This window comes from Phytoactinopolyspora halophila, assembly GCF_003287285.1.
Lineage (GTDB): Bacteria > Actinomycetota > Actinomycetes > Jiangellales > Jiangellaceae > Phytoactinopolyspora_A > Phytoactinopolyspora_A halophila.
This window is the reverse complement of the sequence record NZ_QMIG01000010.1, coordinates 1-14,255: the sequence shown is the minus strand read 5'-3', so window position 1 is coordinate 14,255 and position 14,255 is coordinate 1. Positions and strand designations below refer to the sequence as shown.

The 14,255-nt window shown below is 66.1% G+C and carries 14 protein-coding genes, 2 tRNA genes and 1 pseudogene; 9 read left to right on the top strand and 8 right to left on the bottom strand.

Annotation, left to right across the window (positions count from 1 at the left end; genetic code table 11):
* Positions 1 to 40 precede the first annotated feature (40 nt).
* Both DPM12_RS11310 and DPM12_RS11305 read right to left on the bottom strand, forming a co-directional pair.
* On the bottom strand, positions 41 to 829 hold the full coding sequence (locus DPM12_RS11310; RefSeq protein ID WP_112258433.1) for a YcnI family copper-binding membrane protein: 789 nt from the start codon (positions 827 to 829) through the stop codon (positions 41 to 43).
* A gap of 100 nt (positions 830 to 929) precedes the next feature.
* Complete coding sequence (locus DPM12_RS11305) at positions 930 to 1,478, bottom strand: hypothetical protein (protein WP_123788580.1); 549 nt, start codon at positions 1,476 to 1,478, stop codon at positions 930 to 932.
* Between the two features lie 68 nt (positions 1,479 to 1,546).
* On the opposite strand from DPM12_RS11305, the gene DPM12_RS11300 reads away from it, so the two are divergent.
* The 3 genes from DPM12_RS11300 (at position 1,547) to DPM12_RS11290 (ending at position 3,472) form a co-directional block, all read left to right on the top strand.
* On the top strand, positions 1,547 to 2,155 hold the full coding sequence (locus DPM12_RS11300; RefSeq protein WP_112258431.1) for a cob(I)yrinic acid a,c-diamide adenosyltransferase: 609 nt from the start codon (positions 1,547 to 1,549) through the stop codon (positions 2,153 to 2,155).
* A gap of 64 nt (positions 2,156 to 2,219) precedes the next feature.
* Positions 2,220 to 2,849, top strand: coding sequence for an MBL fold metallo-hydrolase (locus DPM12_RS11295; protein WP_112258430.1), 630 nt, complete (start codon positions 2,220 to 2,222; stop codon positions 2,847 to 2,849).
* Positions 2,846 to 3,472: a hypothetical protein gene (locus DPM12_RS11290; RefSeq protein ID WP_123788581.1), complete on the top strand. Its 627-nt coding sequence runs from the start codon at positions 2,846 to 2,848 to the stop codon at positions 3,470 to 3,472. Before DPM12_RS11295 ends, DPM12_RS11290 begins: the two co-directional genes overlap by 4 nt.
* Before the next feature lie 218 nt (positions 3,473 to 3,690).
* Here the strand turns inward: DPM12_RS11290 and DPM12_RS11285 are convergent, their stop codons facing one another.
* Positions 3,691 to 4,038, bottom strand: a complete 348-nt coding sequence (locus DPM12_RS11285; RefSeq protein ID WP_211658828.1) for a metallopeptidase family protein — start codon at positions 4,036 to 4,038, stop codon at positions 3,691 to 3,693.
* Positions 4,039 to 4,290: 252 nt separating this feature from the next.
* Here DPM12_RS11285 and DPM12_RS11280 point away from each other — a divergent pair, with 252 nt between their 5' ends.
* The 4 genes from DPM12_RS11280 (at position 4,291) to DPM12_RS23200 (ending at position 6,320) form a co-directional block, all read left to right on the top strand.
* Entirely contained in the window at positions 4,291 to 5,748 is a 1,458-nt protein-coding gene (locus DPM12_RS11280) for a metallophosphoesterase family protein (RefSeq protein ID WP_123788582.1), read from the top strand.
* A 145-nt stretch (positions 5,749 to 5,893) separates the two neighbouring features.
* Positions 5,894 to 5,966, top strand: a tRNA-Glu gene (locus DPM12_RS11275).
* A 46-nt stretch (positions 5,967 to 6,012) separates the two neighbouring features.
* Positions 6,013 to 6,090, top strand: a tRNA-Asp gene (locus tag DPM12_RS11270).
* 71 nt (positions 6,091 to 6,161) lie between these two features.
* Entirely contained in the window at positions 6,162 to 6,320 is a 159-nt protein-coding gene (locus DPM12_RS23200; RefSeq protein WP_158542859.1) for a hypothetical protein, read from the top strand.
* A 5-nt stretch (positions 6,321 to 6,325) separates the two neighbouring features.
* Here DPM12_RS23200 and DPM12_RS11265 read toward each other — a convergent pair whose 3' ends face one another.
* From DPM12_RS11265 to mobF, 4 genes and pseudogenes are all read right to left on the bottom strand, one after another.
* Positions 6,326 to 7,162 carry a nucleotidyl transferase AbiEii/AbiGii toxin family protein gene (locus DPM12_RS11265; protein WP_281269654.1) on the bottom strand — a complete coding sequence of 279 codons (837 nt, stop codon included), beginning with the start codon at positions 7,160 to 7,162 and terminating at the stop codon, positions 6,326 to 6,328.
* Positions 7,163 to 7,197: 35 nt separating this feature from the next.
* Entirely contained in the window at positions 7,198 to 7,521 is a 324-nt protein-coding gene (locus DPM12_RS11260; protein ID WP_112258426.1) for a hypothetical protein, read from the bottom strand.
* 97 nt (positions 7,522 to 7,618) lie between these two features.
* Positions 7,619 to 10,282 carry an AAA family ATPase gene (locus DPM12_RS11255; protein WP_281269653.1) on the bottom strand — a complete coding sequence of 888 codons (2,664 nt, stop codon included), beginning with the start codon at positions 10,280 to 10,282 and terminating at the stop codon, positions 7,619 to 7,621.
* A gap of 4 nt (positions 10,283 to 10,286) precedes the next feature.
* Positions 10,287 to 11,159: pseudogene (gene mobF, locus DPM12_RS23885) on the bottom strand (MobF family relaxase).
* 520 nt (positions 11,160 to 11,679) lie between these two features.
* Here mobF and DPM12_RS11250 point away from each other — a divergent pair.
* Positions 11,680 to 11,934 carry a helix-turn-helix domain-containing protein gene (locus DPM12_RS11250; protein ID WP_112258425.1) on the top strand — a complete coding sequence of 85 codons (255 nt, stop codon included), beginning with the start codon at positions 11,680 to 11,682 and terminating at the stop codon, positions 11,932 to 11,934.
* 77 nt (positions 11,935 to 12,011) lie between these two features.
* On the opposite strand, the gene DPM12_RS11245 is transcribed toward DPM12_RS11250, so the two are convergent.
* A complete protein-coding gene (locus tag DPM12_RS11245; RefSeq protein ID WP_211658810.1) occupies positions 12,012 to 13,235 on the bottom strand; it encodes an IS110 family RNA-guided transposase in 1,224 nt (407 codons plus the stop codon).
* A 537-nt stretch (positions 13,236 to 13,772) separates the two neighbouring features.
* Here DPM12_RS11245 and DPM12_RS11240 point away from each other — a divergent pair.
* Positions 13,773 to 14,207 (top strand): hypothetical protein, encoded by a 435-nt coding sequence (locus tag DPM12_RS11240; protein ID WP_112258424.1) that lies wholly within the window; start codon positions 13,773 to 13,775, stop codon positions 14,205 to 14,207.
* Positions 14,208 to 14,255 lie beyond the last annotated feature (48 nt).

Here is a 14,255-nt window from a genome sequence, read left to right as displayed (position 1 = left end):
CGAATAGTTGCACGTCTCGGCATCGAAGTCAGCCGACGAGTCAGGACTGTATGCCCGCACGTCGACGCGCATACACGAGCGCGCCGCCGCCGAGAAGGGTTCCGAGGATGCCGAGGCCCAGCGCCGCGGCATTGACAGCCGTCACTCCCGAGTCGTCGTCGGAGAGCGCAGCCGCGTCGTCGTCCGCCGGACCCTCACCGTCGGCAGCAGCATCACCCTCGACGTCCGCATCGTCGCTCTGCCCGCCATGGCTCTGCCCGTCAGCAGATTCGATCACCTCGACCACCGGGGCCGGCGCATCCAGCTCGTGCGGATCCTCGCCCTCGTCAGCGATCTGATCCCAGGCGGTCTCGCCCTCTTCGCAGTCCTGCAGGACGGGGAAGGCGAGCGCGTCGACGGGTTCCTCCGGCATGAGCGCCGAAATTTCGAACGCGTCGCGGAGATCGCCGGGCAGTGGAGTCCGGGCCGTGTAGACGACACGATCCACCGGACCACCCTCGACCGGTTCGCCGTCAGCGTCGAGTACCTCGACGTCCCAGTTCGGATTCACGCTCGGCGTCACGGACTTGACCTCCTCCGGAATGTCGATGGCCACCTCGGTGGTGGGAGAGCCCTCGCACCCGTGCGGCACGGAGAAGGTGAGCAGTTCGTACGAACCGGCCGTCGTTTCCTCTGGTGACACGGTGACATGCGCGGAGGCGAGTGTCGCCCCGACGGTCACGAGTGTGGCGGCGCCCGCCACGGAGGCGGCGGCGCGTACCACGGCGCGTGTCCGGTGTCGGCGGTGCTTGCGATGCTGGCGGTTCTGAACATGACGAGACAACGGCATGGGTTTACTCCTTCAACGCTGGTATCGATGCACGACGCACCCCCAAAGCACCCGTGATCATGAACACAAACCGTTCTATGTGAGCGGCTTGAGTTCATGATCATCGGACGTTGGGGAGGCCAGCGGGAGGAGCTCGAGTACCCGGTCCACTCAGACAGAGATCACGCAGGTTACGGCAGATCGGCCGGTAACTCTGGAGAACAGAGGGAGCGGGGCCAGCAGGTGGCGAGACGTCCTGAACCGGTGGAACGCGGGGCAGCAGTCTCGTCAGGCCCCACAACGCCCAGACGAGCCGCTCGCCATGCGCGAGCAGCGCGCTCAGCACGACCGCCGCGATCACGTGAGACGCGAGCATCGTCGGTGTCCAGCCATAGCTAGACACCTCACCATGGTGACCACCGGCCCCGGCGAACAGGTGCAAGACGAGCTGTGAGAGCACGACGACACCGAGAATGCCACCGAACGAGCGGCGCGTGTCTGCGGCAGCCACGCACATCGCCGACAGCGCCAGCCCACCGGCGACGACATCTACGGAAAGGTGTACGACACCGCCAGCGGCTACGTGTGCCGCCAGCGACATACCCAGGCACGTCGTGGCCAGGATCAAGCCGCGAACCACGCGCGCCATGCCCCGGCCGGGATCCTTCACGGCTCGCGAGCGTACCACCCGGGCCACGGCTTCGGCGGGCATCCCGGGATCGCCATAGGGTAGGTGGTGTGGTCAACCTGACGAAGATCTACACCCGCACCGGCGACGACGGCACCACGGCGCTCGGAGACTTCACCCGTACGACGAAGACGGATCCCCGGCTCGTGGCATATGCCGACGTCAACGAGGCCAACGCCACCATCGGGGTCGTCATCGCCACCGAGCGGTCCGGCTCCGGAGGCGGTGATCTCGGCGACGACGTACTGGAGATTCTGACCCGGGTCCAGAACGACATGTTCGACGTCGGCGCCGATCTGTGCGTGCCGCTCCAGCCGAGCTACGAACATCCGCCGCTACGCGTGCAGGCCGAGTGGATCGACGAGCTCGAACAGCATTGCGACACCTACAACGCCGACCTGCCGAAGCTGCGTTCGTTCGTCCTGCCCGGCGGCAGCCTCACCGCGGCACACCTGCATGTCGCGACCACGACGGTACGCCGGGCCGAGCGTTCCGCCTGGCAAGCACTCGAGTCCTACGGCGACGGAACCGACGGTGGCGTCAATCCGCTGACAGCGACATACCTCAACCGGCTGTCAGACCTGTTGTTCGTCCTCTCCAGGTACGCCAATCGGCACGACGGCGACGTGCTGTGGCAACCAGGCGGCGGCCGCACGTGAGACCTCGCGACAACCTGCTGCCACCCATCGGCAGAGATCCGTGCAGCTGGATATCCTCGACAGGATGAAGCTGACGAAGTTCGACCATTCGTGCATGTTGGTCGAGGATGGCGATACGCGAATCCTGATCGACCCCGGCAGTTTCACCCCCGGCTTCGAGACGCTCACCGGCGTGCGTGCTGTGCTCGTCACCCATCAACACCCCGACCACGTCGATCTCGAACGCCTGCCTCAGCTGATCGAGCGGAATCCCGGCGTGTCGGTATACACCGACCCCGGGACCGCCGGGCTACTCGGGGACGCAGGTGTCGAAGCATCGATCGTGCGATCTGGAGACAAACTGGATCTCGGTCTCAGCGTCCACGTCTACGGTGAACAGCACGCCATCATCCATCCCGACATTCCCGTCGTCGCGAACGTCGGCTACCTGATCGGCGGCCGGTTCTTCCACCCCGGCGACTCGTTCCATCCCCCGGATGCCGACATCGAGGTCCTCGGCCTGCCCACGGCCGCACCGTGGCAGAAGCTCTCTGAAGCGGTCGACTTCCTCCGCGAGGTCAACCCGTCGATCGCCATCCCGATCCACCAGGCGATCCTGGCCAAGCCGGAGCTGTACTACGGGCACTTCGAACGGCTCGGTCCCAAGCATACCGAGCTGCGGATACTCAGCCCAGGCGAGACGCTCACGCTGTGATGTCCCGCGACGAGCGTCCGCCACGCCGGCCTGCACTTCGGGCCGACCTGCCTGACTTTCCCGGCGATCCGGATCCGGCCGATCGGATCGCCCTGGCACATGCCACGGCCGCGGCCGTGCTGAAGGCGGGACACGGCGACGACCAGAACCCGGATACCACCGAGCGGCTCGTGCACCTCGCCGACGAGGTCGGCCTCGACGAGCTCGCCGAACTGTGGCGCGAGTCGGGCCCCGGCACGCTGCCGGGGACGTTGTGGTCGCTGTACCTGCTCCGGAGCTGGCTGCAGCGCAACGGCGCGGAAGCCTCCCGCCTGTTCACCGCCGGTGAGCGCACGGCCGAAGTGTCGACGGCCGTCGCGGGTCTGCGACAGCCGCCGGGCCCGGACGAAGTGGCCGAACTCGGCAACGCGATCCTCACCCGCGCCTTCGACAGCGACTTCGCGATTGCCCTGGAACGCGCCGCGGCCTTCTGCCGCGTCGTCGCTGTCGGCCGGGCGCACGTCGCCGACGACACCCCGCCCGACGAGAGCGATCGGCAGATCAGGCTGGCTCGCGGCAACCTCAGGATGGCCGACGAACTCGAACAGGCCGCCGGCCTGTGGCGCAAGGGCGAGCTGCACTGATTTTTCGTTCTCACCCCTCATCGGGTACCGTCATGGTTGGCGACAGCCTTCGGGCCCTCGCTGGGCGTCGGACCGCGGTAACCCCGGGTCCCACTTTTTCGCCGCTACGAGCGGCCGTTGCGCCGAGAGGCGTTCCCGGTCCGGCGTCCTTTCCTCAACTTCCGCCAGTGTCGAAGACCTGGCTCTGCATGCGACCGGCCCGAGCCATCCAGGTCAGGTCATGCCCAGCCGAGTTCGTGTAGCCGATCGTCGTCGATGCCGAAATGATGCGCGATCTCGTGGACGACGGTGACCAAAACCTCGTCGACCACCTCCTCGCGCGTCTCACAAAGCCGCACGATCGGCAGCCGGAAGAGGCGCACCGTGTCTGGCAGCACACCGCTGTAGTCACCGCGCTCGGTCAGCGGCGTTCCCTCGTACAGCCCGAGCAGTTCCGGAGCATCCGCTGGTGGCTCGTCCTCAACGAGAATCACCACGTTGTCGATCATGTCGGCGAGTTCGGGCGGGATCTGGTCCAGCGCGTCGGCCACCAGCTCCTCGAACTCCGTCTCCGTCAGTTCCAGCACGCTTCCGCTCTCAACGTTGGCTAGCCCTCCTCGTGAAGCGCACGACCTGATCTTCAGATAGTGAACTGCGCGGATATGAGAATGGGCACGATCTGTGCTACCAACGTTACCGTGGGAGTGTCCACTGAAGACGAGACGCGGGACGATCTCCCGACAGGTGCCGCCCGAGGCTGGCGCGCCACATGGTCCAGGTTCTGGCCGCACGTCCGGCGCCCATCTCTGCCCCCCGCCCTCCAGCGTTTCGTTCCCGTCGTGGCCACCGTCATCCTCGCGCTTCTCGGTGCCTGGGTCGCGCTGCTGGTCGCCGGCACGACGCGGGAGGTCGCCGGGCCGCTCGTGGTCGACGCCTCCGTGCGGCCGTCCTGGGGAGGGCAGTCGATCGTGCAGGTGGACCCGATCGGCACACTCCTCGTCGACTCCCACACCGCGCCGGTCTCGCTTCAGGTCAACGTTCGCTCGGTCGAGGAAGAAGGCCTCAACCAGATCGCCGACAACCCGACGATGCTCACCGAGCTGGACGATCGCATCGTTTCGGACCTGCAAGACGTCATCGTCGCAGCCGGGGTGCGCGGCGCCATCGTGGCTGTGCTCGGCGCCGCGATCGGCGCGGCACTGGTGCTGCGTTCGGTACGGTACACGTTTCTGGCCGCCGGCCTGGCCCTCGTCGGCATCGCTGGCTCGTACGGTTCGGCGGCGCTGACCTACGATGCCGAAGCCGTCCGCAGCCCGACGTATACCGGCCTGTTCGAGGCCGCACCGCAGCTCGTCGGCGAGGCCGAGGAGATCGCCACCAACTTCGACGCGTATGCCGAACAGCTCGCGGGGATCGTCACCAACGTCGGCGCCCTGTACAACACCACGCTGTCGCTGCCGACCTTCAGCCCTGACGACGACCTGACTCGGGTGCTCCACGTCTCCGATCTCCATCTCAACCCAGCCGCTTGGGAGATCATCGACGCGGTGGCCACGCAATACGACGTCGACGTCATCGTCGATTCCGGCGACATCGCCGACCACGGCACCCCGCTCGAAAGCAACTATGTCCGGCCGATCGGCACGCTCGACCGCCCCTACGTCTTCGTCAAGGGCAACCATGACTCGGTGGCCACGGTCGCAGCCGTCGAAGCTCAGCCCAACTCCGTCATCCTGGACAAGGAGCCCGTCGAAGTCAAAGGTATTCGGTTCTTCGGTGGCCCTGACCCCCGCTTCACCCCCGACCGGACCACCCGGGGAACGTCCGACGAGGAGATCCTCAACGGATCGATAGAGATCGGTGAACTTGGTCGTGCTCTCGACCCACCCGCAGACATTCTCGTCTTCCACGATCCGTCCCACGCCGAGCACCTCGACGGAGCCGCGCCGTTGGTGCTCTCCGGCCACGGGCACCGGCGGAACACGTACCTCCTCGAAGGCGGTACTCGGGTGATGATGCAAGGCTCCACGGGCGGAGCGGGACTACGCGCGCTCGACGGGGAGGAGCCAACTCCGATCATGCTGAGCGTGCTCTATCTCGATCCGGAGACGAGCAGGCTCGTGGCCTGGGACGACATCACACTCGGCGGGCTGGGACTCAGCTCGGCACAGATCGAGCGCCACCACGCGGAGGAAAGCGAAGACGCCGCGAGTGACGACTCCGACAACGGCGACGAACCCGAGGAGATCGAAGGAGAAGAGGAGGCCTACGGTCTCGGCGCCGGGGCGGGTCGCTAGTTCTCCAGTAGGTCCCGCATTCGTGATCATGGCCGAGGATAGGCCCGTCCCTTCCCAGCACCTGATTTGGAGAACGGAGCACCCTCGTCCTATGATTTCCTGGTCTCCGACGGCAACGAGCCGAGAGCCAAACCGTCAAGGTTGAGTCCCCATCGTCTAGCGGCCTAGGACTCCGCCCTTTCAAGGCGGCAACGCGGGTTCGAATCCCGTTGGGGATACAATGGACCTGCCTCTGTGGCATACTGAGGCAGGTCGATTATGCAAGGTCCTGTGGAGCAGTGAGGAGTGCTCGCCGCCCTGTCAAGGCGGAGGTCGCGGGTTCAAGTCCCGTCAGGACCGCCAGCATCACCGCAGGTCAAGGACGGTTCCTCAGGAGCCGTCCTTCTTGTTTTTCCGGAGATTAGGCTCGCCGCGTGGAGAATCCGGAGTCCGACCTCGAACGTGTCAAGGCAGTTGAGGACCCGCTGGAGCGCGCTGTTGAGATCGCAAAGATGCTCAGCGACGTCGTTGGCCTCCAGGACGAGCTTCTCCGGTTGCGCCGCGAGGCCGTGCTCCAGCTACGTGAACGCTGAGACTCTTACAGCAAGATCGGGCAGGCGCTCGGTTTGCATCGCAACAGGGTCCAGCAGATCGTTGAAGGCAGGGCGCGCTGAAGCCGATTACGATCTGCTGGCGTGCTCGCATCAAGCCAGGCTCGGCCCGGGCATGGACGGCGGTGGGTGTTCAGTTGGCTGGGCGCTGGTGCGACGTCGCGCCGTACCTGCCGCGTGGGACCCCGAGGGTCGCGATTGCCGTCCACCAGCTCTCGGTGCCATGCCGCGATCTGAATCCGTACGTCGCGCAAGTATTCGGGTGTGATCTGGTACCGGAGGAAGTCTTCGTCGTCGAAGCGTGTGATGCGTGCCAGCATCTGGGCGAAGCACGTCTTGTCGAAGCCGGCGTCGTCAGCGGTGGCGAGATCGATCAGCTCTTCTCGGGTATAGTGCCTGCCGATCAGCAACGATGCAACGTCGATGTAGTCGCGAGCTGCAGCCCGCGTGTAGAGCGCGCCCATCTTCCCAGCGGCGATGTCGTCGCGGTGAAGAACCGGGCCGATACTCAACTGCACGGGCGCATGAGCCAACGGTGTGGCAACAAGCTCCACCTTGGTCGCGTACTCCTGATCGCCCGTAGGATTCGTTGCCGGGTCCGATACCCACATCCTGACGTACGTATCGGTGCTGACCTCCGTCGCCACTGCAAATCCGGCAGCACGATACGCCTGGATCGTGTGCTCGGCCGCCTCGTTCATCTCTGCGCGGCGCTCGTATGGAGCGAAGAGATCGACGTCTTCGCTGACCCGATCGACGACGTCATGCGCTTGCACGGCGTATCCGCCGGCCAGGGCAAAGCCATGTTGGGCGGCGGCGTTCAGACCGATCTCGATCAGCCTGCGATGGAACGCGTCCGTTATGCGGCGGAGCGCTTGCGCAGCTCAGGGATACGTTCTTCCCACAGACGGCGAACGTCCGGCGGAAGCGTCAGGCGGTCCCAGAGGCGCACCAGGATCTGCTTGTTGATGTACTGCCGGACGTCTTCGATCTGACGTGCCTCGTTCAGCACAGTCTCGTACATGATCACCAGATGGCGGTCGTTGTTGAGATCGAACGGACGCCGTGGTCCCCAGTCCAAACGGCGAGGCAGGGTGAGCGTGCCACGCGTCGGCCCGCGCAGCTCATCCAGCGATTCCGCGGCAACGTATGGCCGCGCGAACCATCTCGTGGCCTGGCTCATGGCTCTAGTCTGCCCCACAACGAATGCCGATGACCACAAGACGCTTCCGAGTGCTTCCAATGCGGGTGCCGGCGGTCCGCGAAGCGCCGCGCCTTGATCACAGGCTTGGCCCGACTACTCGGTCAGGCTGCGGCCGGGCAATCGGAACGGGAGATATCGGTTCATGGGTGCTGGCGAGTCGGCGTGCATCGTCGAGTGCTGCTCGCGCGTATACGGTGTCGATGTGCCGGTCGTCGCCGGTTCCGGTCGAGCCGAGGGGACGTGGTCCGGTGAATGCGTGTCGGTCTCGGTAGGCCGCGATCGTTGTGACGGCTTCCAGCCACACGCTGCGCTGCTGGCCGCCGCGCGGGGGCGGGCCGAGGTGGCGTGTCCAGGGTTCGCGGCGACGGATGGCGTTCTCGGCAAGGGAACGGGCGCGTTGTTCGATGAGGTGTTCGCGTTCGCGTAGCGCGGTGCGCATCTCGTCGGTCATCGCTCCGGTGGCTCGCGGGATGAGCCCGGCGACGAAACTCGCGCGAGCGTGGCCATCCGTGCGTGGCTGGTGGCGTACGAGCGCGGTGGTGAGCCGCTTGTGCAGCACGGCGGCGACGTCGTGGGCGTCGGCGAGGCTGTGCTGGCTGACCAGCTGCGGGAGCGCGCGGTCGAGGTCGATGTTGTGGGCCTCGGCACGCCGCAGAGCGGCTGTGAGCGGGCCGAGAGCCGGTGATCGGTACAGGGTCTCGGCCTGGACGGAGGTAAAGCCCGCGTGAGTGAGCTGGGCGATCCAGTGTTCACGTTGGGCGGCTGCGGCGATGGTGTCGTATTCGGCGGCCAGCTGCGCGATACTCGTGTAGCGGTCCTGCTCGGCGGTGATGGTCTCGTGCGCGGACGCCTCCGCGCCGACGTTCTGGAGGACCGCGTGCAGCACGTGACGGGCGGTAAGCGTGCTGTCCGGGATTGTGAGGTGGGCTTCGAGTTCGGGCTGGTCGGTGGCGACGTAGACGGTATTGCGGTCGCGTCCGCGGGTCATCCCGACATACAGCGCCTCGCGGGTCGTGGATGCCGAGGTCACGATGGTGTGGGCGGTGTCCACGGTGGCTCCCTGCGCGCGGTGAGCGGTGATGGCATAGGCCAACTCGACCTGTTCGGACACGTACGCGGCGGGCAGCGTGATGGTGGCGCCGTATCGACGTCCGGCCCGGCGAACCGTGAGCGAGCCGTCGGCGTGAGCGGCGGTCACGGACCATCGGTCGCCGTTCTTCACCCACCGCGTACCGGTGGTGAGGCGGCGCTCGTTTCTGCGTGTGATCACGTGGTCGCCGACGCCAGCTCTGGTGCCGTCGTGCAACGCCACATCACTACCCGACTTCACCTGCCCGGCCGCGATGCGGTCGGAGCGGGCGCGGGTGTTCAACGCGGCCACGGTCTCGTGGGTGTCGGTGACCATGATGCTCGCCTTACCGGCCGCGACGTCGGCGCGCCAGGCCGCGTATGCGGCATCTAGCGCATGGTCGGTACTGGTGTCGATGATGCGGCCGTGGGCCTGGTAGGTGTCGATCACGTCCGGGTCGCCCGAGCGCAGCCGTAGCGAGGCGTGTTTCTCCCAGCCGTGGCGGAATCGTCGCACCTCGCTCAGCTCGGCGATGTCATCACGGTCGCGGGCGAGCAGGGCGAAGGCGCCGCCGGCCCCGACCGCGCCGAGCTGCGCCCAGTCACCCACCAGCAGGATCTTCGCTCCGGCATCGGCGGCATGAGTAGCGATCGCATCCAGCGTGAACGTGCCGGCCAGCGATGCCTCGTCGACGATGACGAGCTGGTTGCAACACAGCGTGGCGCGCCCGTGGCGGTGTTCGTGCAGCCATTTCGCGGTGTTCTCACACGCGATGCTCAAATCCTCGGCGAGAACCTGCGCGGCGGCTGCCGATGGAGCCAGCCCGACGACCGTCCCGTGGCCGTGGACCTGTTCCCACATTGTGCGTAGCGCGGTCATCGTGCTGGTCTTCCCCGCCCCTGCCGGACCGACCAGCACATCCACGACCCGCCCGGACGCGACCACCCGGGCGACGGCGCGCCGCTGGTCACCCGCCAGCCGCCGACCCCGACCACGGCGCAGCAGGACAGCGGCCGCTTCCTCGTCGATGACTGGCGCGGTCGAGGTGCGGGCGTGCGCGAGCAGGCGATCCTCGGCGTCGAGCAGCTCGGCCGAGGTGAACACCGAGCCAGGCCTGGGCCGGAACACCGAGCTGCCGTCGGCACGGCGAAACTCCTCCGGCGTTGCGGCGGTCTCGGGTGGGGTCAGCTGCAGCGAACGCCGCTCGGCGGCGTCGACCACCCGGGTGATCGTCGCGTCTCGATCCGCTGTCGAGGCGAACCGGATGCCCATCATCTGCCGGGAGGCCTCGGCGTGCAGGTTCCACCGTCGCCACGTCGACCGCTTCTCCCCAACGGCCGGCACGACGGCGTCGGCGAGTGTCGCAACATCGCCCGGTGCGACGTCGCGCTCGCGCAGCACTGTCGCCGAGGGGTGTCGCGATGCGACGATGCGACGCGTCCACGCTGTCGCATCCTCACCCAGCACCGTCCCGGCTCGGCGTCGCCACTCGTCGGTGAGCTCGGCCAGCGAACACACGGTCTTCTCCGGCCGCGTCGCCAGTGTTGCTTGCGCACGTAGCCGGATCACCGTCTCAGCGCTCGGTTGTCGGCCATGCGCCGCGACATACCGCGCAATGAGATCGTCCTTGGCCTGCCCGATCTGCGTCGAGCGAGTGGAGAACTCCCTCATCAGCTCATCCGGCACGCCCGCGATGTCCCAGGCGGGGTTGCGATCCGGGCCCGCGCTGGCGTTGCACCCATTGCACGCCGAGCGCACGCGTCAACCGATCCGCCAGGACCGCGCGGTAGTGCTCGGAGAGCGCGACAACGGATGCGTGCAATGGTCGCCCGTCCAGCGAGCGCCACACGCCGTCGCGCACAGTGCGTACCTTGTTCGAGATCACCACGTGCGTGTGCAGCTGCGGATCACCGCTGCGCGAGTCGAAATGATCCTAGGCCGTGGCGATCACACCAGTGACGTCCATCTGCGCCACCGCACCATCCGGCCCGGCATGACCGGCCCGCGTCGCCGCGATGTCACGCTCGACCAGCGCCATAACGTCATTGATGGCGGCATGGTGCTCCGCCGCGATCACCTTCTGCGTGTCCGCGTCCGCCAGCGCCCAGAGCACGCTCACGCTCTTCGGAACCGAGAACGTGAAGTCATAGCCGACCACCGCACGCCGCCGACTATGCCCGACTTCGTCGCCGCCACTCGACCTGGGCGGGCCGGCACGCTCACGTGCCGACGACCCGTCGGCGGGCTGGGCTGTTTGGGAGGGGGCATGTCCACTTGCTGCCGCGTACTGCGGGTACGCGCGGCCCAACGCTCCACTGGTCACAGGATCACGGCCCTCGCCCAGCAGCAGACGCAACTGCTCCTCACCCACCACATCGCCAGGAGCTAGACGACCATCGCCCAGATCAGCCATCCCTGACCCGAGCCAACGCCCCGGCGGCGTGCCCTTCTCCCCGTAGTACCGGTTCAACGGCGTCCTCAGCTTCCGGTCACCGTCACCCGCGGCGACGGACTTGAGCAAGTAGGCATACCCAGCGCCAGCCGACATCACCCGCATCGACACCGTCACCGCATCGCCCCGCCTCGCACCGCTTCCATGCCGGACAGGTGCGCGCTACAACCCAGCGGTCCTCGATCTGCAAGACGCGTCTAAAGATCGCTACGACGGGGGCATCCGGCAGGAACAGCGAGCACGGCCGGCTGACGGCGGCGCCAACACAGGGCGCACCGGCATCAGGGCTGACGTGGGAGTGGCCATGGCGGGCGACGGATATTGACACGGGAACACGGGCACGACCGACAGTCATGACAACGTCCGTAATATCCAGTAACATGTAATTCTTGGAAGCGGGCTCGTGGGAGCGTTTAGACCAGATGACCGTCGAAGTCAGGTTCCCCGCAGGGCTGCATCAGCGCAGGTTACACGGACCCGCCATTATGGCGGCACCGGCTCGACAGCAAGGATGACGGCTCCGTCGAATCGACGGCGCCGCAGTTCTGGTCGGCGTTGCGCACCTCGTCTCTACAAGGCCAACCCGTGTAACGAGCAAGCCATAGAGGTAAACCCCATGACCAGCGTCGAGAAGACTGCCGTCGCGGTGCCGATCGAACAGGAAGTGCATCCCGCCACGGACGGCGAGAGGCACGCGTACCTAACCACCGCCGAGGTAGCCGAACTACTACGGACACCGGTTGAAACTATCCGGTACTGGCGCCACATCGGTAAAGGACCACGCTCATTCAAAATTGGCCGACGCGTCCTCTACGATCACCGCGACATCCACGACTTCGTCAATGAGGCACGCAACAGCGAAGACCGGTGAAGCCGGGAGTTCGACCAGCCCACACGGTGGTGCCAACGTGGCGCCACCACGTACGTCACATCGGCTCCCTTCTGTTGTCAAGGGGCCGCCCTGAGCGCTGACCTCGTCGTGGTCTTCCCGTTTTTGTGCGGCGGGCGTAGCGTCGGTGTTGCGGGTCCGGGAAGTGGCTGATCCGAAGTGTCGATGGGCGGGGGAAGGTCGACCGCGCTGGATTCTTGAGACGCCCCGCAGTGCCCTCCCGGGCTCGCGTCAGCCGCCTCGGGCGGGCAGGTGAGGGCGGCCCGCTGTGCATCGACGACGAGCTGCCGGTAGACGGCATCGGAGATTCGCCGCTTCAAACACCGCATGGCTTCCATCGGCTTCTTGCCCTCGGCGCGTTTGCGTCGGTAGTAGGTCCGGCCGTCGGTGTCGAGGCGGATTTGGGTGACCGCGGCGATGTGGATCATGTGGTTCATCCGCCGGTTCCCTGCCCGCGAGAGCCGGTGGCGGTTGTGCTCACCGGAGGAGGCGTCCAGGGGTGCGGTGCCGGTCCAGGACGTGAAGCGGTTCCGGTCAACGAAGCGGGTGACGTCGCCGACGTCGGCGAGGATTCGGGCCGCTACGACTGGTCCGATGCCGGCGAGGTTCATCAGCCTCGAATCGCGGGCAAGGACCATGGCTTTAAGCTCCGCGGTCGCCTTCTTGGTCTTGGTTTCGATCGAGATCAGCTCAGCGAGTTCTTCCGCGGCGATACGGCGGCGAGTCTTCCCGGCAATGTCTCGGGGGCGCACGGCGGTGAGCATCGCCTTGGCCTGCCCGGTGGTGATGTCACGCTTGCCCTGTCCGGGGAGCAGCTCGGCCAGAAGTGCTTGGAGCCGGTTCACGGTCTGGACTCGGCGCCGGGTGAGCGCTTCGCGGCGGTCGGTGAGCATCCGCAGCGCTTCGAGTCCACCATCGATGCTCAACACGCGCAGGCCGTGAGTGCGGACCGCGACGATCGCGATCGAGTGCGCGTCGACCGCATCGGTCTTGCGGTTGTGGCCGGTGTCGAACAACCGGACCCGGGCGGCAAGCTTGGCCGGGACATCAACGACGTTCTGGCCGGCTTCTAGGAGCCGCTGTGCGAAGGGTCGCCCGGCGCCGTTGGCACCCTCGACAGCCCAGACCCGGTTCGGCCAGTTCTTCACATACGTACGCATAGCGGTGTAGCCGGCCTGGTCGGTGGTGAACCTACCCGAACCGAGCAGCCTCTCGTTACTGTCGACAACCTCGATTGTGGCCGACAGCTTGTGGGGATCGACTCCGATCATGACCTGTTCCATGCGCTGCTCCCGCCTGTGCTCGTACCGGATGTGGATGGCGAGGTGGGCAGTGCTACTACGAGCAGGGCAGTCCCTTCTTGAGCCACGCCTCGTCGCGGCGCTCGACGGGATGCAGACCGAAAGTGAGCCACACCCGCTAGCGAGTGGGCAGCCCAAAAGAGAGCGTCCCGCCGGGCACCTGGACCGAGTCTGGCCAGACACCGATCCTGTGGGAAGTCTCTAGTAGCCCAGAATGACGCAAAGCGAGAGAGGGGACTTGTACGTGCAGACGCGGAGATTCTTCCGCTTGGGGTGTGCGAACCCATGTGGATCTGGTCCTGTCCAGTGCACGTGCTGCGCTGCGGAGCCAACCCATCGGCCGTTGAACGGCGAGTTCCCTGCCTCAGCCGCTCCAGAACTATCTGCGTCAGAGCTACAGGACCACGCCCGAGCGCTCCCTGCGAGGAGGCTAGCCCTCTCGTGGACCCTCTTCTGTCGTACCGGTGCGTCAAGATGTCGTTGTTACAGATTGCGTAAGGCGAGGAGTGAGGTCAGCAGGTGAGCGATGAGGATGTGGCCGCGCGACGGGTCCGGTTCTTCGGGGTCCATGACTTGGCGGCAGGCTGGTACGCCGAGCGTGTGGCCGAACTGGTTGATCGGTTCGACCCTGCGAATGTCCCGACGAACATAGCGGACATCATTGAGCTTCATAACGTGCAGCAGTACCTCGAACATGGGCTCCTCCCGAACGCATTCACCGAAGAGGAACGCAACCAAGCCAAGGAGCGGATTCCCCAAATCTGTAGTGCGGTGGCGCGGTTCTTTTCGGCGATCGACAACACGAACTTCGCGGCCATGGTGGCCGGAGTCGGCCACGAGTATCACGGGGACCTTCTGGACCTTCTTGGTCGGAACAAGGCCTTCAAGCGCTGCGACGGCGCGACGGTCCTACCCGCGCTCAGGGCGGCAGGTGTACATCTAGGGCATGTCTGACAAATATGGAGCGCTCGTCCTGCGAGACTGATCAGATGTCGAGGTTTC

Excerpts from the sequence above, each read along its gene's own strand:
- DPM12_RS11250 (WP_112258425.1), top strand. The coding sequence starts at position 11,680 with ATGACCAGCGTCGAGAAGACTGCCGTCGCGGTGCCGATCGAACAGGAA.
- DPM12_RS11310 (WP_112258433.1), bottom strand. The coding sequence starts at position 829 with ATGCCGTTGTCTCGTCATGTTCAGAACCGCCAGCATCGCAAGCACCGC.
- DPM12_RS11260 (WP_112258426.1), bottom strand. The coding sequence starts at position 7,521 with ATGAGCCAGGCCACGAGATGGTTCGCGCGGCCATACGTTGCCGCGGAA.
- DPM12_RS11255 (WP_281269653.1), bottom strand. The coding sequence starts at position 10,282 with ATGAGGGAGTTCTCCACTCGCTCGACGCAGATCGGGCAGGCCAAGGAC.
- DPM12_RS11295 (WP_112258430.1), top strand. The coding sequence starts at position 2,220 with ATGAAGCTGACGAAGTTCGACCATTCGTGCATGTTGGTCGAGGATGGC.
- DPM12_RS11245 (WP_211658810.1), bottom strand. The coding sequence starts at position 13,235 with ATGGAACAGGTCATGATCGGAGTCGATCCCCACAAGCTGTCGGCCACA.